This is a genomic window from Psychrobacter cibarius, from assembly GCF_904845955.1.
GTDB classification, from domain to species: Bacteria; Pseudomonadota; Gammaproteobacteria; order Pseudomonadales; family Moraxellaceae; genus Psychrobacter; species Psychrobacter cibarius_B.
Genome location: NZ_CAJGYX010000001.1, coordinates 91584 through 110786, shown reverse-complemented (window position 1 = coordinate 110786; position 19203 = coordinate 91584). Strand labels below are relative to the sequence as shown.

10 protein-coding genes are annotated in these 19203 nt (G+C 42.7%); 6 read left to right on the top strand and 4 right to left on the bottom strand.

Annotated features, from left to right (window positions below; all coding sequences use genetic code 11):
* Nucleotides 1-3: 3 nt before the first annotated feature.
* Nucleotides 4-1161 carry a non-hydrolyzing UDP-N-acetylglucosamine 2-epimerase gene (gene wecB / locus JMV76_RS00425; protein WP_201501233.1) on the bottom strand — a complete coding sequence of 386 codons (1158 nt, stop codon included), beginning with the start codon at nucleotides 1159-1161 and terminating at the stop codon, nucleotides 4-6.
* Between the two features lie 342 nt (nucleotides 1162-1503).
* Between wecB and JMV76_RS00420 the strand changes: the two genes are divergently transcribed.
* Both JMV76_RS00420 and JMV76_RS00415 read left to right on the top strand, forming a co-directional pair.
* A complete protein-coding gene (locus tag JMV76_RS00420; RefSeq protein WP_374190028.1) occupies nucleotides 1504-3084 on the top strand; it encodes an exonuclease SbcCD subunit D C-terminal domain-containing protein in 1581 nt (526 codons plus the stop codon).
* A gap of 103 nt (nucleotides 3085-3187) precedes the next feature.
* Nucleotides 3188-7141: an AAA family ATPase gene (locus JMV76_RS00415; RefSeq protein WP_201501232.1), complete on the top strand. Its 3954-nt coding sequence runs from the start codon at nucleotides 3188-3190 to the stop codon at nucleotides 7139-7141.
* A 146-nt stretch (nucleotides 7142-7287) separates the two neighbouring features.
* On the opposite strand, the gene JMV76_RS00410 is transcribed toward JMV76_RS00415, so the two are convergent.
* Nucleotides 7288-12135, bottom strand: coding sequence for an NAD-glutamate dehydrogenase (locus JMV76_RS00410; protein WP_201501231.1), 4848 nt, complete (start codon nucleotides 12133-12135; stop codon nucleotides 7288-7290).
* 457 nt (nucleotides 12136-12592) lie between these two features.
* Here JMV76_RS00410 and purD point away from each other — a divergent pair, with 457 nt between their 5' ends.
* Both purD and JMV76_RS00400 read left to right on the top strand, forming a co-directional pair.
* Entirely contained in the window at nucleotides 12593-13921 is a 1329-nt protein-coding gene (purD, locus tag JMV76_RS00405; RefSeq protein ID WP_201501612.1) for a phosphoribosylamine--glycine ligase, read from the top strand.
* Between the two features lie 298 nt (nucleotides 13922-14219).
* On the top strand, nucleotides 14220-15614 hold the full coding sequence (locus JMV76_RS00400) for an ABC1 kinase family protein (protein ID WP_201501230.1): 1395 nt from the start codon (nucleotides 14220-14222) through the stop codon (nucleotides 15612-15614).
* A 95-nt stretch (nucleotides 15615-15709) separates the two neighbouring features.
* On the opposite strand, the gene JMV76_RS00395 is transcribed toward JMV76_RS00400, so the two are convergent.
* Nucleotides 15710-16384, bottom strand: a complete 675-nt coding sequence (locus JMV76_RS00395) for an SAM-dependent methyltransferase (RefSeq protein WP_201501229.1) — start codon at nucleotides 16382-16384, stop codon at nucleotides 15710-15712.
* A 209-nt stretch (nucleotides 16385-16593) separates the two neighbouring features.
* Here JMV76_RS00395 and JMV76_RS00390 point away from each other — a divergent pair, with 209 nt between their 5' ends.
* Entirely contained in the window at nucleotides 16594-16785 is a 192-nt protein-coding gene (locus tag JMV76_RS00390) for a DNA gyrase inhibitor YacG (RefSeq protein ID WP_201501228.1), read from the top strand.
* A 47-nt stretch (nucleotides 16786-16832) separates the two neighbouring features.
* Entirely contained in the window at nucleotides 16833-18014 is a 1182-nt protein-coding gene (locus tag JMV76_RS00385; RefSeq protein WP_201501227.1) for an aspartate aminotransferase family protein, read from the top strand.
* Between the two features lie 109 nt (nucleotides 18015-18123).
* Here JMV76_RS00385 and JMV76_RS00380 read toward each other — a convergent pair whose 3' ends face one another.
* On the bottom strand, nucleotides 18124-19026 hold the full coding sequence (locus JMV76_RS00380; RefSeq protein ID WP_201501226.1) for a LysR family transcriptional regulator: 903 nt from the start codon (nucleotides 19024-19026) through the stop codon (nucleotides 18124-18126).
* Nucleotides 19027-19203 lie beyond the last annotated feature (177 nt).

Genomic DNA, 19203 nt, shown 5'->3' with positions numbered 1-19203 from the left:
AAGTTAGCTTAACGCTTCAGTTTTAGCAGTTTGCTCATATAAGAACTCAACGATAGTCTTAGCAATACGTTGTGAGGCTTTACCATCACCATAAGGATTATGGGCTTGGCTCATTTTTAAATAAATAGCTTCGTTTTCAATCAGATTACTCACTTCAGCAACGATGGTAGGGCCATGAGTACCTACTAGCTTAACGGTACCTGCCTCGACTGCTTCTTGTCGTTCAGTCGTTTCACGCATCACTAATACCGGAATACCAAGCGATGGCGCTTCCTCTTGAATACCACCTGAATCCGTGAGAATAATATGGCTGGTACTCATCAAATATACAAAAGGTAGATAATCTTGTGGTGCAATAAGTTTGACATTATTAAGACCGCTTAGTAAGCGATTGACAGGCTCTTTAACATTAGGGTTTAAATGAACAGGATAAACAAATTCATAGTCTGGATACTTTTGAGCCAGATCTTTAATTGCTTGGCAAATTGACTCAAAGCCTTCTCCAAAATTTTCACGACGGTGACCAGTAATAAGTACCCGACGTTTACTGAAGTCCAATTCTGAAAATTGCTGCTGCAAGTCCAATCGTAGTGATGCATTATTTTCCAACTTATCCTTAACATCTAACAAGGCATCCACAACGGTGTTGCCAGTAACATAGATGTATTCTGGGTTGTTATGCTCATCATACAAATTTTGCGCGGCAGCTTTAGTTGGAGAGAAGTGCAACTTGGTAATGACACTAGTCAGTTGTCTATTAGCCTCTTCTGGCCAAGGTGAATAGAGACTATAGGTACGCAGCCCAGATTCAACGTGTCCGATCGGTATTTGTTGATAAAATGCTGCTTGTGCACCGCATAGTGTGGTCGATGTATCGCCGTGTACCAGTACTAAATCAGGCTTGCATTCTTGTAAAATAGGCTCAAGCGCCATTAGCATTCTAGAGCTAGCTTGAGTGAGGCTTTGATTGCTTTTCATGATATCTAAATCATAGTCGGGTACTATCTCAAATAGAGTCAGCACCTTATCTAGCATTTCACGATGTTGGGCAGTCACACAAACGATGGATTGAATATCAGGGTTGGCTTCTAAAGCCTTGACAACAGGCGCCATTTTGATCGCTTCTGGCCGAGTGCCAAAAATACTAAGGACTTTTTTCATAGCAATACTTTTTTAGTTTTGGGAGGGTAAGAACGTCATATAAGACTTTAAAAGGCTTTAAAAGGCTTTAAGATATAGAGTTTTTCACTATCAACACAGTTAAATAACCAGTAATATACTAGAGATAAAGTAAACGTTTATCAACCATTAGATACCACTCATCAGAACCAGATAATTAAATTTCTTTTAGAAACAATGAGGTATGACGTATAGGTTTTGTACTCAGTGTTAAATAAATTGTAACTTTGGTCAGAATGCTATATCTATCTTTAGATAGCCACCTCCAATATAGAAAATTTTGCTAGAATGAATCCTTTATATTAAATATTCTTAAGCTCAACTATGCCCACATTTGCCGATACCAATTTTATGCCTATTAAACCTCTCACTATCCTCCATACCTCCGACTGGCATTTGGGGCGCAGGCTTTATGGACGCATGCGTTATGACGAATTTGAGTCGTTTTTAGATTGGTTGCAAGATACCATTAGCTTGCAGAAAGTGGATATATTAATCGTTGCGGGTGATATCTTTGACACCATGACCCCAAGCAATAGAGCTCAAGCGCTATATTATGAATTTTTAGGAAAAGTTTCAAAATCATGCTGTCAACACATCGTTATCGTCGCTGGCAACCACGATTCCCCGACATTTTTAGATGCACCAAGTAATGTACTCAAGTTTCTCAATGTCCATGTTATCGGTACGGCTTGTGAAGAATTAAACGATGAAGTATTGGTGTTAGAAGATACAAATGGAAACCCGCATTGTATTATTGCGGCTGTCCCCTATTTGCGTGATCGTGACGTGCGTAGCAGTCAGGCTGGCGAGTCGGCTGATAGCAAAGATGCCAATGTCATTAAAGGCATTCGCGCCCATTATGATGAAGTAGCTAGCATTGCTAAGGCGAAGCAAGCTAAATTAGCCGACGCAAACCAGCGTCACATTCCCATCATTGCCACAGGGCATCTATTTGCAGCTGGTGGCACCACTACTGAAGACGATGGTGTGCGTGAGCTTTATGTCGGCTCACTCGGTAAGATTTCTGCTGACATGTTCGATGAAATTTTTGACTATGTGGCGCTTGGACATTTGCACGTACCGCAACGCGTCGGTGGTCGTGAGAGCATTCGCTATTCAGGCTCGCCAATCGCGATGGGATTTGGTGAGGCTAAGCAACAAAAACAAGTATTGCTGGTACAGTTTGGTACAGTAGAAAATGATGTTAATAATCAAAAACCAGCCTCAAACAATGCAGTTGAAAGCATTATTCCTCAGCTGACCAATACCGTTGCCCCGATTGAAAAACCTGTTAAGAAAGCAGCCAGTCAGACGACAGAATTTATGGATGACTTGTTTGGTTTTGACGAGCAATCAGCAGGTAATGAGGTGACAAAAACTGCTGCTACAGAAAACATCCCTGATCAGCAAGATCAAAACAACCAATCAATGCTTAAAAATCTCGATACTCCCAAAAAAATACTGCACCGAGATGACTCTAATCAGATGCAAGTAGTATCGCTACCTATTCCAAAGTTTCAAAAACTGGCGCAAGTTTCAGGTGATTTGGAGTGCATTAATCAGGCTATAGATAAAGTCATTCAATCTCTTGACGCAACAGAGTCTGTATGGCTCGAAATTATCTATACGGGTGAGGAGATTATCAGCGAGTTACGTGAGCATATCCAAACGATGGTAGATAATTTGCCGTGCGAGGTGTTAAAAATCAAAAACACTCGTACCTATAATAAAGTACTAAATCAACAACAGATCTCTGAAACGCTACAAGATTTAAATGAGGAAGAAGTATTCGAGCGTTGCTTGACTGCTCATGATATTCCTGATGAGCAAAAATCATCCTTACGTGACGCCTATGAACAAATCGTTTATAACTTACGTCACGAAGATACTCAGGCTGAATAGTATTATTTAATCATAAACGCTTTTGATCGAAGCTAACTAGAATAAAGGCTTCATTTCTCATTATTACCCTCTTTATTACTACCTATAAAAATAAGACCCTGCCATGCGCCTAATAGAACTAAGACTTAAAAACCTCAACTCCTTAAAAGGCGAATGGCACATTGATTTTAGTGACCCCGCTTTTCTTAATGAAGGCATCTTTGCCATTACTGGGCAAACGGGTGCTGGCAAGACGACCATATTGGATGCGATTTGCTTAGCACTCTATAGCCAGACGCCAAGACTGGGCGATATCACTGGTTCAACGAACGAGATAATGACCCAAGGTACAGGTGAATGCTCAGCAGAAGTCATTATAGAGATTGATTCCAAGCGTTATCAATGCTATTGGTATCAACATCGTGCCCACAAAAAAGCCAAGGGCAATTTATTACCAATTAAGCATGAGATTAGTGAGGTGCAGACCGGCAAGATTTTAGAAGAGAAAAAGTCCAAAACTTCTGCCTATATACAAAACCTTATCGGCATGGATTTTAATCAATTTACGCGCTCCATCATGCTCGCACAGGGCAGTTTTGCCGCGTTTTTAAAGTCTGATATTGGCGATAGAGCCGCGATTTTAGAGAAAATAACGGGTACTGCTATTTATGCCAAAATATCGTTAAACGTTCATGAAAAGAAACGCTCTGAAGAGGAAGTGCTTGGCAAACTACAGGCAAGCGTGAATAGCTTGTCGTTATTAAATATTGAAGACGAAAAGCTACTGGTAGCAGATTTAGAGCGCTTTAACCAGCAGCAAAGCACAAAACGGCAAACCTTTAAAACCCTAAGTGAACAGCTACAGTGGCTGGATAGCGTTCAGCAGCTACAGCAAAATCTCTCGACCTATCAGACCGATTTTGCAGCGGCACAGCATACGCAGCAAACCTTTATGCCAGAAGCCCAGCGTTTAGATGGCGCTAATAAGGCTTTAGAGATTGATAGCTATTTCCGCGAGCTTAGCTACAGCCGAAATTTGGTCAAGCAGTTAGAGATTGAGCAGCAAGATTTGCTTAAGGAGATTCCAAAACAGCAAGCAGCGCTGGCACACGCCAATACCCATTTAGGGAATATCAATACCATTGAAAAGCAAGCCACAGATAGCCTACATGCTACTTTGCCTATTATTAAAAAGACGCGCGAGTTGGATACTGAGATAAAACAGCACTCTTATTCTTTAGCTAGCGATAATAAAAGTAAAGATGCATTAGTTAGTAACACTCAACAATTAGGTCAAGATATAGCTGACCACAAGCAAACAGAGCAAGATGTCAGAACTCAGCTTAGCAGTATAGAAAAATACTTCCGCGATTACCAAGAGCTAAACGACCTCGATACAGATATGGTGACCTTTGATAACAGCTGTAGCCGATTAAAGGCGCTGTTGGAAGATAATGCCAATCTAACAGCGGATAAACTTGCTTATAGTAATCAAGCCAGCCAGCTACAGACTGATTTTGATAAGTTATATAAGCAGCAAGGTGCAGAGAAATTATTGATAACGCAGCAGCGCGAGCAACTTGCCAGCGTACAAAAGCAGCAAGCCACACTCATTCAAAACCAGCCCATTGCTAATATGCGTAGCGAGCAAGAGCAAGTCGATCAAATCAGCACCCAGATTGCGCAAGCCAGCTTTAAATTACAGCAGCTGTCTGAGCGTACCAACCAAATTCAACACATCAATGCAACGTTACCCAAACTGAATCAAGAGCTTAATACTTTAGAAGGTTTGATTGACAGTCACAAGATAAATATTGAAGAGGTTAAGCTCAAAAAGCAAGATAGGCAAGAGCATCTACATCTACTACAAAAGGTCGCTAAGCTTGAAGATTATATAGTGGAGCTAGAGGATGGGTCGCCCTGCCCGCTTTGCGGTGCACATGAGCATCCTTATGGTAAACATCATCCGTTATTAGACCCTAGTAGCAAAAATAATAATACCGACGCCAATGACGATCAAAACCAGTCGTCTACAATAAAACAGACTAAGGCGCAATTAACTCAGCAGCACATAGCTGAATTAGAAACTGCTATTGATAATCTTGAGCAGATTTTATCTAAACATCATATCGACCATGCCACCAAAAAAGAAGCCATCAATAATCAACAGCAGCAGTTAGCGCCCTTGCAGCAGCAATCTAAAATTTTACACGCTGATATTCAGTCTAACCTTTCCTCGCTATTTAACACTGAAAATAGTTATTCGAAATCGACTGTGGCAATTATCGATCCACTTGCGCAGATTACGAACGATACTGATATTCATATTGATCAGGGCTTATCCTTATTAAGCATCATCAAACTCAAACTGACTGAGCATAAACAGTCTCTTAAAACGATAGTCGTCAAATATGACAACCTAGCTGAAAGTGCTGCAACGCTCAGTATTGCCATCGAAGCCGATGAAAAGCAGCAACAGCTACTTAGTCGCGCCATTAATAATCTGGCGACTGATATCAAGCTAAATGCTCAAAAAGTTGAAAGTGTCGAAGATAAGATTGCCACTAATTTTTCTGAACTCATACTCATGATGACCGATATTTCATCTTTGGTGAGTAAGTATCCAACGGCTAAATACGAGAATCATTTAACGATAGCGCTCAAAGCGACTGACGTTCAAGGCGCACTGCAGCAGCTCATTGAAAGCCTTCATAAGCAAACAGTATTAGCAAGCGCAGATTATGATGAGCATATTGACCAGTTGCGGGCACAACGTCATGCTTTGAAGCAGTTAAAGCAATATCATCATGAGCAAAGTAGCCGCCAACAGCAACTCACAAATACTCTGATCAGCCTGACTGCGAATATTGAGAGTAAGCAAGCACAGCTCACCAATGATGAGACAGCACTCAAAGAATTAGAGACATTAATTGATAATAAAACTGATGATATCGAACAATTAAAGAAAGCTAGAAAAGCGCTATTCGCAGATAAAGATACAGACTATGAAGAAAACCAGTTACGCAGCGCTGCTGATGAAGCTAAAGCCGAACAAATCATAGCGCAAAGACAGCTAGATTCTGTACTGCAATCTTTAGAGCAATTAAAGCTCAGAAAGCAACAGCTAGCCACAGAGCGACAGTCGGCGACTACTACCGTAAATACACAGGACAGCATTTTTACTAACTTACTCATAGAGTCAAAGTTCGTCGATGAAGCAGATTTTTTGAGTGCGCGTCTGCCTAAAGAAGAGCGTGAGGCATTACATATACGTAAACTAGCGATTGATAATGCCCTACAACAAGCTAAGTTTCAGTTAAATAATACCCAGCAAGCGTTAGAGCAAAAACTTGCCACACCTATGAAAGATGAAGACCGAGAAACACTTGCTGGCAAGCATCACCAAATACAGGCGGATATCGATGAGTTAAGTCAAAAAATCGGTGCGATTGACCAAAAGCTCAAGGATAACGACAGCCAAAAAGGGCAACAGGCGACACAGCTGATTGCAATCGATGAACAAAAACAAAAACTACAAGTTTGGCAGCAGCTACATACGTTAATTGGTTCTGCTGATGGCAAAAAATATCGCACCTTTGCTCAAGGCTTAACGTTTGAGGTCATGATTAGCCATGCCAATACGCAACTGCAAAAAATGAGTGACCGCTATTTGCTTATTCATGATGACAGTAATCCGCTGGAGCTTAATGTGATTGATAACTATCAAGGTGGTGATATTCGCAGTACCAAAAACCTATCGGGCGGCGAAGGATTTATTATCAGCTTGGCGCTCGCCCTTGGGCTATCCCAAATGGCGAGTCACAACATTCGCGTGGATTCACTGTTTTTGGATGAAGGGTTTGGTACGCTTGATGAAGAGTCGCTTGATATTGCGCTCGATACTTTAACGAGCTTACAACAAGAAGGTAAGCTTATTGGTATTATCTCTCACGTACAGGCGTTAAAAGATCGCATCTTGACTCAAATCAAGGTTGAAAAAATCTCGGGTGGTTTTAGCCAAATCAGTGGTCAAGGCTGTCGCCGAGTGGTCAATGTTACTAATGAAAAAGCTTCGTAAGCTAAAGCGGTCATCAAGAGTCGAGCTTGCATCACGCCGTTGATTACTTTTTACGCTTAGCCAGACAATAAAAAACCACCGTTAATTAATAACGGTGGTTTTTTTGAAAAGACCTTTATCTTGTTGTGTATTGAATGACTAGTTACTTACTTAGTTACCAAACCGCTTAGCTCACTCATCAATACTGACAACGTTGAAAGACCAATTTGACCATTTTCATCATTTCTATGCAGATTATCTAACTTGCTCATCTCTGTGGTGACAGACTCCAGATGATCCAAGTGACGTGAACGCCATTCACCAAACGCTTGCTTCGCATCTGGTTTAGATAATATGGCATCCATCAGTAGACGGAGACTACGTGACAGCTCATTCATCAACGCATGGCGTGCGCGGCGATCCCAGTAGTCTTGCTGTGGTAACGTTGCGATGTTGTCCATCATCCAATCTAACTGCAAGACGTGATAGGCATCAAAGTACAATGTTGCAATCTCATCAACAGGACGCTCATATTGCTCAGCAAGCAGTGCGGCATCAAGTGCATCAACATGATAAGGCAGCATCGCAAACAACGCGGCATCATTGTTAGACAAATCATTCTGCATCAGGCTAGTGGTATCTTCTTGCAAGTATTCTGCAAATTGTTGCTCAATAAAGCCGCCTGATTTGGTTAATTTCTCAACACTATCACTAAAGCGACTGATCATGTCAGCGACTTGCAATTCTTGACCAAAGGCATTGATAAACCAAACCACACCTTGCTCAAGCGCGTCACGTAGACGTAGTTCAAGAGTTAGCAGCAATGTAGCATCGACTTGATTGTCCAGCGCTTCAAGGGTGTTCCAAGCTTTTGATACATTGAACACATCACGGCTAATCGCATAACCACGCACGATGGTCGCCAGCGATTGATCTGTTTCTTCATAAAGGCGGAACAGTGCTTCAATGCCCAAACGATTGACCACACTATTTGTCAAATAGGTGCTGATAATCTCACGATGTAAGCGGTGTTCAGTCATCTCATCAAAGAACCGCGTCGCCAACTCATCAGGGAAATACTTGCGCAGCTCATTGATAAAGTACGCATCATCTGGCAAGTCTGATGATAACAAGTTGTCATACACCCACATTTTGCCATAAGCCATGACAACTGCCAGCTCAGGGTTGGTCAAGCCAGTATCTGCTTTTTGACGTTTGGCAATTTCTTCATCTGATGGCAGATATTCAATCGCCCGATCAAGACGCCCTTCGCCTTCTAACATCTGAATGAAACGCTGATGATCACTTAAGTTAGCCGCGGCACGAATGTGGCTAAGCTCAATGGCTTGTGGTTGAAGGTAGTTTTGACGCAATACCAGTTCTGCCACGCTATCAGTCATGCTCTCAAGCAACTCATTACGCTGCTTTAAGGTCATGTCGCCTTGCTCGACTACTTTACCAAGTAGAATTTTGATATTTACTTCATGATCTGAGCAGTTTACGCCGCCTGAGTTATCGATAGCGTCGGTATAAATGCGACCGCCCGTTTGTGCATATTCGATACGCCCTTGCTGGGTAAAGCCTAAGTTACCACCTTCACCAACGATAGATGTACGTAGCTCATTGCCGTTGACCCGTACCGCGTCATTGGCACGGTCGCCGACATCAGCATGGCTCTCATTCACGCTTTTCACATAAGTACCGATACCGCCATTCCAAATAAGATCGACAGGCGATTTTAACAACGCACTGATTAACTCGTTGGGTGCCATGCTGTCTTCAGCGATATCAAAACGCTGTTTCATCTCAGCACTGAGCGTGATGCTCTTATCTTGGCGGGAGAAAACGCCACCTCCTTGGCTAATAAGTGACTTTTCATAGTCATCCCACGTCGAACGCGGCATGTCAAATAAGCGGGCACGTTCTGCGTGTGAAGTAGCAGCATCTGGATTAGGATCAATAAAGATATGTAGATGGTTAAATGCGGCGACCAGCTGGGTATGGGTTGATAGCAGCATACCATTGCCGAATACGTCACCGCTCATATCGCCAATACCAACCACGGTAAAGTTATCACGGTTCTGAATGTCCATGCCGCGCATACGGAAGTGGCGTTTGACCGATTCCCAACCACCGCGTGCAGTGATACCCATGGCTTTATGATCGTAACCAACCGAGCCGCCTGAAGCAAAGGCATCGTCGAGCCAGAAGTCGTATTCAGCAGACAAAGCATTCGCAATATCAGAGAAGCTAGCCGTTCCTTTATCAGCCGCCACCACTAAGTACGGATCATCTCCATCATGACGCACGGTGTTGGCTGGCGGGACAATTTTTCCATCAACGATATTATCCGTCACATCGAGCATACCGCGTAGGAATGCTTGATAACAAGCAATGCCTTCGGCTTGGAATGCGTCGCGACCATCTGCCATGGTTTTGGTTTTGACGATAAAACCGCCTTTTGAACCAACAGGAACAATCACCGCGTTTTTGACCATCTGTGCTTTGACCAAACCAAGCACTTCGGTGCGGAAATCTTCCATACGATCTGACCAACGCAGACCGCCACGAGCCACTTTACCACCGCGCAAATGCACGGCTTCAACACGCGGCGAATACACGAATATCTCAAACATCGGCTTTGGTTTTGGTAGATTAGGAATATCTGCTGCCAAAAACTTAAACGATAAACGATCTTTACGCTGACCATCGCTATCGGTTTGATAGAAATTGGTGCGTACCATGGCGTTAATTAAATCTAAGTACCAGCGTAAGATACGGTCTTCATCCAAGCTATCCACACCTGCCAATGCCGCTGTGATTTGCTGTTGAATCTGCGCGGTTTTTTCTGAGCGCTCATCTTCACTGTACTTAGGGTTCATACGGGCATCAAACAGACTACCGAGCGCCACGCTAATGTCACTATTTTTTACTACCGTTTGCTGAATATACGTACTAGAGAATGGTGCTTTCGCTTGCATCATATAACGTGACAATGCTCGTAGTACCACCACATCATAAGTGTCTAAATTGGTCGTCAATACCAATTCGTTAAAGGAGTCACTCTCGACATGTCCCGCCCAAATCTGCTTGAGACTGTCTTCAAACTGACCACGCACTACTTGCATGTTGACAGTATCGACATGCTCCAGTGTTAGCTCATACTCTTGCATCCAAATCGGCTGTTCTGGTAAATCAAACTCATAGGTTTGTGCTGAAATGACAGACACACCAAAGTTTTCAAGGATTGGCAGGACTTTGGATAAAATAACAGGCTGTTCACGACCATACAGTTTTAGGTGTAATTGATTGCTTGCATCGCCCGTTGATTGGTATAAATGCCAAATCATCGGCTGTTCTGCTGTCAATACAGCCAAACGCTTGGTGTCTTCAACCGCAGTACGGGCATCAAAACGCTCTTGATAAGCCGCAGGGATATAATTTAAAAAGCGACGGTTTAGAGCATTGGCTTGTTGCTCACCTACATTATCCAGCAGCATCTTTTGATAGCTGTCGCTCCATGATTGCATTAAAGCAGATAGTTTTGCTTCAAGTGCAGCAGTATCGACGTCTTTCACTTGACCTGGCACCGTACGCACATGGACATGCACACGTGCGTGAGCTGATTCATTGAATTCTGTGGTAAACCCTGATGATGTGCCACCGTAGGCTTCTTTTAGGACGTTCTGTACTTTGATACGTAGCTCAGTGTTGAACTTGTCGCGCGGGATATAGACCAAACATGAGACAAAACGCTGATAATGATCCACACGGCTGAATAGGCGCAGGCTCTTTTTATCTTGCAACTGGCTGATACCAGAAACGATAGGATATAGCTCTTCGACGCTGGCTTGAAAGAGGTCGTCACGCGGCAAGGTGTTAATCACATGCATCATTTTATGGTGCGCATGACCGTCACGTGGCAATTCTGCCATCGCCATAATCTTATTGGCTTTGTCACGTAATAGCGGAATTTGCTGTACCGTTAGTTGATACGCTTGTGAGGTCAATAGACCAATAAATCGATATTCACCAACCAGCTTACCACTATCATCAAATTTATGAATACCCAAAAAGTCCATATATACGGGACGATGCACAGGCGATACACGGCTTGATTTGGACAACATCAACACTCGCGGTTCAGTCAATAGTTGCTTTAATACTTTTGGCAATTGGCTAAAACTCTCTGAAAGTTTATCTTCTTCAGCACCGCGTAATAGACCAAGACCACTATTACCAATGGCGAATAAATCTAAATCAGCAGGTTCAGCATTCACTTCGACAGCCTGCCCGCCTTCCAAACGGTATTCACGATAACCCAAGAATATAAAATGATCGTCTAATATCCAATCTAAAAACGCTTGTATCTCTTGCTGCGAGTAAAAAACTTCTGGCAGTGGCTTGTTTGATAGCTCAGCTTTGATATCCGTCAACTGCGCACGCATCTGCTTCCAATCGCCAACGACTGTATCTAGCGTATCAATTTTTGCCAATAACATTTGCTGTAATGCAGCCAGATCTTCATCATCTTGATAGGCAATTTCACAATGAATCAAAGACAAATGAGAGGTCGCGCTTTCATGTGCGCCTTCGACATGAGTAATATGACCATTATCATCACGTGCAACACTGACAATGATGTTATAAGTACGATGAACATCGATACCTTCAGACTCAAGACTCATCAAAATCGTATCGACTAAAAACGGTCTGTCATAGGCAACAATTTGAATAACCGTATGTGAGCTATGAAAATGCTGCTCTTCTGCTTTGGGGTTCAGCACCTTCAGTTGTGGCTTGCTGCCATCATAGGCTTGGAGCAACGTAAAATGATGTAATGCCATGCCCGCTAGGTCAGCATTACTGATAGTCTCAGCTGCCTCTGCGTGCAGTGGCTGATAATAGCTATGAATAAAATGATCAAATAATGATTTGTCTTTTTGTACATAACTGGTAGCAATATCGCTTATCTGGCTGATGCGCTCTTTTGCGATACTGAGGGAGTTTGGCATGTCCTTCATCCTTTTTTATAGATTTGATTTATCATTTATTTAAGTTTATTAATTCGTACTAACTAATGGCACCGCATAAATATGTGAAACATTATTGGTGCTGCGGAGCAGTATATCCATTTACGCAATTTATTCTGTTTTTTCTTGATATTTTAAGTTTCTCTCCTTTTTTTACCCTTATTTTTAGGAATATGTCGCAATCGGGATTTAATACCATTAATTTAGTGAAGTGTAACGTACATAGCGCGCCAGCTAAAGCGTACAACATCATTTCATGAATCAGCAACATGTCGATAACATTTGCTCATGAGACAAGTTTTTCCGTTTATTGATGATTAATTGCTGGCAAGTGGATACTCATGGCAATCAGTACGACTTTTTTGTTAGAATATGCCAGTATATTTGAGAGTGTGTGGCTAACTCATAACTAACTTTAATGCTAAGGGCAAGACGTATGATGAATATTTTGGTGATTGGTTCAGGTGGTCGCGAACACGCGCTAGCATGGCAATGTGCAAAAGACGATAAGGTCAATAATGTCTACGTCGCGCCTGGTAATGCTGGTACAGCGCTTGAACCTAAATGCCAAAACGTTGTCCTAGTATCGACAGATGAGAACGCTAGTGAGCATAGTGCAATCATCGATTTTTGCCAAAACAATGCCATTGATATGGTCATTGTTGGACCAGAAGCGCCTTTGGTCACTGGTATCATTGATGCTTGCCGCGATGCTGGGATTCAAGCGTGGGGGCCAACAGCATACTGTGCGCAATTAGAAGGTTCCAAAACCTTCGCCAAAGAATTTATGGAACAAAACAATATCCCCACCGCAGCCTACAAAGGCTTCACCGAAGCAGTAGCTGCTAAAGCTTATATCGATGAACAAGGTGCACCCATCGTTATCAAAGCTGATGGCCTTGCCGCTGGTAAAGGGGTCATCGTCGCAGAAACTATCGAACAGGCATATGAGGCCATCGATGATATGCTTGCGGACAATAAGTTTGGTGATGCAGGCAGCCGAGTGGTGATTGAGCAGTTTTTGCAAGGTGAAGAAGCCAGCTTTATCTGCATGATTGATGGTAAAAATATCTTGCCAATGGCAACAAGCCAAGACCATAAACGGGCTTTTGAAGGCGATACAGGTCCGAACACAGGCGGTATGGGAGCATACTCTCCTGCGCCAGTGGTCACTCAAGATGTCCATGAAAAAGTCATGGCCCAAGTCATTCAGCCAGTGGTTGATGCAATGAATAATGCTGGTCACCCTTATACGGGATTTTTATATGCAGGTCTCATGATTGATGAAGCAGGTGACCCTTATGTGATCGAATTTAACTGCCGTTTTGGTGATCCAGAAACTCAGCCTATCTTAATGCGTTTACAATCATCAATGGTAGATTTGGTGGCGAAAGGTCTAGCAGGACAGTTGCCTAGTGATGCTCAATGGGATAGCCGCCCTGCCCTCGGTATCGTCATTGCTTCAAAAGGCTATCCTGAAACATCATCAAAAGGTGATGTGATTGCTGGCTTGCCAGAACTAGATGACAATAATGACAACGCTGTCAAAGTCTTCCATGCTGGCACTGCTTTTTCTGACAGCGATGCCATAGACCGTGAGAAAGAAGTAGTGACGAATGGCGGACGTGTATTATGCGTGACTGCTCTTGCAGATAGTATTTCAGATGCTCAGCAAGCCGCACTTGCGGTAACAGGTGCGATTAGTTTTGATGGTGCACAGTATCGCCGTGATATTGGTCATCATGCCATTGCTCCTGGAGACAGTTAAAAATCAATATTACTCAGGCGAGAGCTGTTCGCAGTTTCAGTCTGATATACCAAATTACTTTTAGCTTTTATGATTCGACCTAGCATCATGCTAGGTCTTATTTTTTGATATTATTTTTTACGAAGTTATAATCTGCAAATATATACTGCGGCTTAGAAAGTAACTGCTATTGGCAAGCTTAGGCTCATCAGCCAAATGTGCTTTATATGATACAATTTTGTACCCGTACATCGCATCTCCCTTGTATTGTAGGTTTTGAACCCACAAATCAATACCAACTGGATGAATGATTATATTTATGGCAAATGATACGTCTAAACCTTCTAGCACCAAGCAATCCATCGATAACTTAAAAACCTCAGGGTTTGATAGACGAATGTCGATTGCCAAAACTTCCTTAAATATTGGTCGCCGCTGGGCGGGTAATAGTGTGTCTGGCATGTTCTTAAATAAAGAAGCTCGTACAGCACGCAACCAAGTATTTATGGAAGCCCAAGCAAACTACCTCGCAGAAGAGCTAGGTAAGCTAAAAGGTTCGGTCGTCAAAATTGGTCAAATGCTAGCGATTTATGGTGAACATATTTTGCCACCAGAAATCACCCGTGCCTTGCAAACGCTCAATGACGATACCGCTACGTTATCATGGTCAACCATGCAACAAACCCTGCAACAATTATTGGGTGAAAAACTACATGAATTAGATGTCGATACGGTTCCTATAGGCACTGCGTCTCTCGCTCAAGTTCATCGCGCTACGGTGATTGCAACTGGCGAGCAAGTTGTATTAAAAATTCAGTATCCGGGTGTTGCTGATGCGATCAACTCAGATCTTGCTTTATTTAAGCAACTATTAAGAGTAAGTAATATCGTTCCGCAGACCCGTTCGCTCGATGCTTGGTTCGAAGAGATACGTGACCTACTCCATCATGAAGTGGACTATGAAGCTGAAGCCGCGACGACAGAACGGTTTTATGACCGTCTGAGTAATGATCCGCGTTACATAGTTCCCAAGATTGATCGCACTTATTCCAAAAAACGCCTACTCTGTATGTCTTATGAGCCAGGTATTACCGTAGTTTCTGAGGCATTACAATTATTACCTCATGAGCGTCGTAACGCTATTGGTCAGGCAGCCATCGAAATCATGATGCAAGAGATTTTTGTGTGGGGTGAAATGCAGACGGACCCCAACTTTGGTAATTATCTGGTTCGTGTCAGTGAAAATGAAGGCGATATCGATAAATTAGTATTATTAGATTTTGGTGCTATTCGTCAATTTGATAACAACCTTTTGACCATTGCGCATGGCTTACTAAAAGCTGGTTACCGCCATGACCATCAGGCGATGATGCTTGCGATGACGGGTTATGACTTCTTTGATAGTATGAGTGATAAAGTACGCTCTGATATGGCGTCACTATTTTTATTGGCAACCGAACCGTTTAGTGATCCAGCGACCAATCCTGATATTCCTAGCGATTGTCTAGATAAGGACCACCGTTATATTTGGGCGAACAGCAAACTCCACTCTCGCCTCTCAACACAAGCTACAAAAGCGATGCAGTCTTTTGAGTTTAACTTACCACCAAAAGAATTTATGTTTATTAGTCGAAAATTTATTGGTGCTTACACCTTTTTGACGGTGCTTGATGCTTATACCGATTCGGATACTTTAGTAAAACCTTATTTGTAATTCTGATTGAAGAAAATTTTTTCTAATAGTAAGTAATTTTTGAACCGCCCTTTTTTGGCGGTTTTATTTTTTAGTGTTTTATTTACTTAGGCTATTTAACTGTGATTCACAGTGTTGGCCTGCCATTCATCAAACCTAGTTTTATAACCTTCCGGCTTACACATATTAAGCTCCCAGCATACCTCTCCACGGGCTAAATATTTTATTTCAAAATGCGTGCGCTGACCGTCATCAGCGACTTGATAGCGCTCATTAGGCAACGACCATATCTCCATTGCTTGCTGCTCTGCATTATTTATATAGGCTTCGATGTTGGTTACTAGTACCACCTCTCCACCTACTTGCAAGCGTGACAATAAAAACTCGAAAAAAGGCATGTTTAGCCATTGCTGGTTGGGATTGTGCTGTTCAGGATTGGGGTACAGTATGAAGATTTGACTGATACTATTGGGTTTAATGGCATGCACAATCCATGCGATCGCATCGGCATGAATGGCCGTTAAATTCGGCGAGTCTTGTAGCACTGCCAGTTTGGCAAAAGCGTCAAATTTATTACGCGTACGTTCGATCGCAATCAAATGCTTATCGGTATTTTTTGCGGCGAAACCAAGCGCATGCTTACCCTTCCCTGCACCAATTTCTAATATTAAAGGGACAGTGCCTTTATTGTCGTGAATGATATTTGGCATAATAAAATCACGTGGTGCTGAAAGCTTTTTTGGTTGAAATGCTCGCTGTTGCTGATGTGTAAGCTCAATATTATTGCTCATCTACTATCCTTAAAGTATTTGTCTTTTGCCATTATTCGGGCGCATGCTATTATATAGCCAATCCACTTCAATAGTAATATGGCGACAGCGAGTAACGCGCTATCGTAGTCTATCAAGCGCATACGAGATGAAAATAGATGCAATTACCGACTGCCGCTCGCTAATGATGTTCATCATACAAATAAATCGAGGATACTCCCACCCTTATCATGACTGAATCTACCCCCCAAACCTCCCCTAAAACCTATCCTTGCCCACGCTGTGGTACCAAAACAGCATGGCAAGACAATAAATACAAGCCGTTTTGTAGCAGTCAATGTAAACTTATCGACTTAGGTGCATGGGCAAATGAAGACTATACCTTACCTGCAGAAACCACGCCTTTTTCTGACGAGCTATAATCAATACCTTCTCTTTTAACTAATTTATCATCTTAAGGATGTTTTATATGTCTGCTACTTATCTGATGCCCACTTATAACCGTCAGCCAATCAGCTTTACACGCGGTTCAGGCAGCTGGCTATATACCAAAGATGACACGCCTTATTTAGATGCGCTGACTGGTATTGCTGTATGCGGTCTAGGGCATTGCCACCCGCAAGTGACTGACGCCATTCAGCAGCAAGCAGCGACTTTAGTACATACCAGTAACTTATTCGGTATCGACTGGCAAGAGCGTGCGGGTGAAGTGCTATGTACAGCCGCCCAAATGGACAGTGTGTTTTTTGCCAATAGTGGTGCTGAAGCGAACGAGGCGGCGCTCAAATTGGCGCGTCTATATGCCTATCAGCAAGGTTTTAAACGCCCAAAAGTCATCGTTATGGAGCAGTCATTCCATGGTCGTACCTTACTATCATTGTCAGCCACCGCCAACCCAAAAGCCCGTGAAGGGTTTTATACATTAGATGATGATTTTATCCGTGTACCCTTTGGCGATATTGCCGCGATTAAGCAAGCCGCGCAAGATCATGATGAAATTTGCGCCATCTTTGTAGAGCCTGTTCAAGGTGAAGGGGGTTTAAATACTGCTGCCAACGGATTTACGTATCTTGAAGAATTACAAGCAGAGTGTGAAGCCCATAACTGGCTATTTATGCTGGATGAAGTGCAAACAGGTAATGGCCGTACGGGTAAATACTTCGCTTATCAACATAGTAATGCGCGTCCTGATGTATTGACGACAGCTAAGGGCTTGGGTAACGGTTTTCCAGTAGGCGCATGTATGGTACGTGGCCGCGCTAATGGCCTGTTTGGTGCTGGTAGTCATGGCTCTACTTATGGCGGAACGCCGCTAGCCAGTCGTGTAGTACATAGCGTATATGACGTATTGGCTAACAGTGATATCATGACCAATGCCGTAACCGAAGGGCTGTTTATTCGAGAGACGCTGGTCGATACACTAGGACAATACGGCGTCAGCAGTCGTGGTGCAGGTATGATGATTGGTATCGCTTTGCCTGAGGACATGGACTGTAGTCAGTTGGTTGATCGTGCGCGTGATGTACAAAAGCTAATCATCAATGTCACTGGTGGGCATGTTGTGCGCTTGCTACCGCCGCTTAATATGAGCCGCGATGAGAGCACACAAGTGGCTGAGCGTCTGATTGACTTGCTAAAACCATCATTTTAAATGATTGGTCACACTAAACGCTAACACTAAAAAAGCCTATAGATAATATGTCTATAGGCTTTTTGCTTTACGAGCTTTAAACTACTCTCTACCGTGCATTATTCAAACGTCACCTAATTGGCATGAAAGTACTTTTTAACACCTCTAAACAGCGAGTGATTTTGGCTGGCTGTTGATCACGGTTTAAGGTGACAGCATATAGTACAAAACTTGGTAATTGATAACCGGTCAACACTTCGACCAAATCACCATTTTCAAGCTCTTTTTTGATGTCCATTTCCATCATTCTAACCAAGCCATGACCTTCTTTTGCCAAGGTGGTCGCCATAAAGACATTATTGGTATAAATGCGTGAATTCATTTTCGTGCGCGTCTTTTTACCCGTTTCTGTCTGAATGAGATCAATTTGATTGGCATCTTTCATGATTTCAATACAAATCAGCTGATGGTCAGCCAAATCTTTAGGCGTTTGCAGTTTGGTATGTTGACGTAGATACTGCGGTGACGCAACCAACATTTGGCGCACATCAGTCAGTGGATGACTGCTGAGGCTCGAGTCATTAATCGATGGACTCATACGAATCGCAATATCGATCCGCTCATCAATCATGTCAATATAGTGGTTGTCTGCCAGATAGGTAATGCTAAGATCATCATGTGCCGCCATCCACGTAGAAAGTGCCGGCAAAATATGATTAACGCCAAGCTCCGGTGTTGTCGCCACTCGTAAGCTGCCTGCCAACTCATCACGCAACTGATTGACCTTAATCCGCCCTTGTTCAGCAGCACTGACAACGTCTTTTGCGGCTTCATAAAAGCTCTCGCCAGCTTCTGTTAAGCTCAGCTTACGAGTTGAGCGGTGTAATAGCACGACGCCCAGCTCATTTTCTAATGAGCGGATTTGCTGACTGACTGCACTGGTTGTAATGCCAAGCTCACGTGCTGAGCCACTAAAAGAGCCATGTCCAACCACACTGGCGAACACAGCCATACCGCGTAAATTATCCAACATATTCTCACCTAAACTTCATTTCAGTTTTTAATATAACTTAACCATTATAACGAATCTTAATTTATCTTATCGTTATTAAATATTTCTCTCTTGTTTAAAAAAGCCCATTTACTCTGCAATAAAAACAAAAATATCAAGGCGATAGTACAACATCGCCTTGATATTTTATATGAAAGT

Bases quoted from the DNA above. Each gene is read 5' to 3' on its own strand.
- wecB (WP_201501233.1), bottom strand. From the start codon at position 1,161: ATGAAAAAAGTCCTTAGTATTTTTGGCACTCGGCCAGAAGCGATCAAA.
- JMV76_RS00420 (WP_374190028.1), top strand. From the start codon at position 1,504: ATGCCCACATTTGCCGATACCAATTTTATGCCTATTAAACCTCTCACT.
- JMV76_RS00415 (WP_201501232.1), top strand. From the start codon at position 3,188: ATGCGCCTAATAGAACTAAGACTTAAAAACCTCAACTCCTTAAAAGGC.
- JMV76_RS00410 (WP_201501231.1), bottom strand. From the start codon at position 12,135: ATGCCAAACTCCCTCAGTATCGCAAAAGAGCGCATCAGCCAGATAAGC.
- purD (WP_201501612.1), top strand. From the start codon at position 12,593: ATGAATATTTTGGTGATTGGTTCAGGTGGTCGCGAACACGCGCTAGCA.
- JMV76_RS00400 (WP_201501230.1), top strand. From the start codon at position 14,220: ATGGCAAATGATACGTCTAAACCTTCTAGCACCAAGCAATCCATCGAT.
- JMV76_RS00395 (WP_201501229.1), bottom strand. From the start codon at position 16,384: ATGAGCAATAATATTGAGCTTACACATCAGCAACAGCGAGCATTTCAA.
- JMV76_RS00390 (WP_201501228.1), top strand. From the start codon at position 16,594: ATGACTGAATCTACCCCCCAAACCTCCCCTAAAACCTATCCTTGCCCA.
- JMV76_RS00385 (WP_201501227.1), top strand. From the start codon at position 16,833: ATGTCTGCTACTTATCTGATGCCCACTTATAACCGTCAGCCAATCAGC.
- JMV76_RS00380 (WP_201501226.1), bottom strand. From the start codon at position 19,026: ATGTTGGATAATTTACGCGGTATGGCTGTGTTCGCCAGTGTGGTTGGA.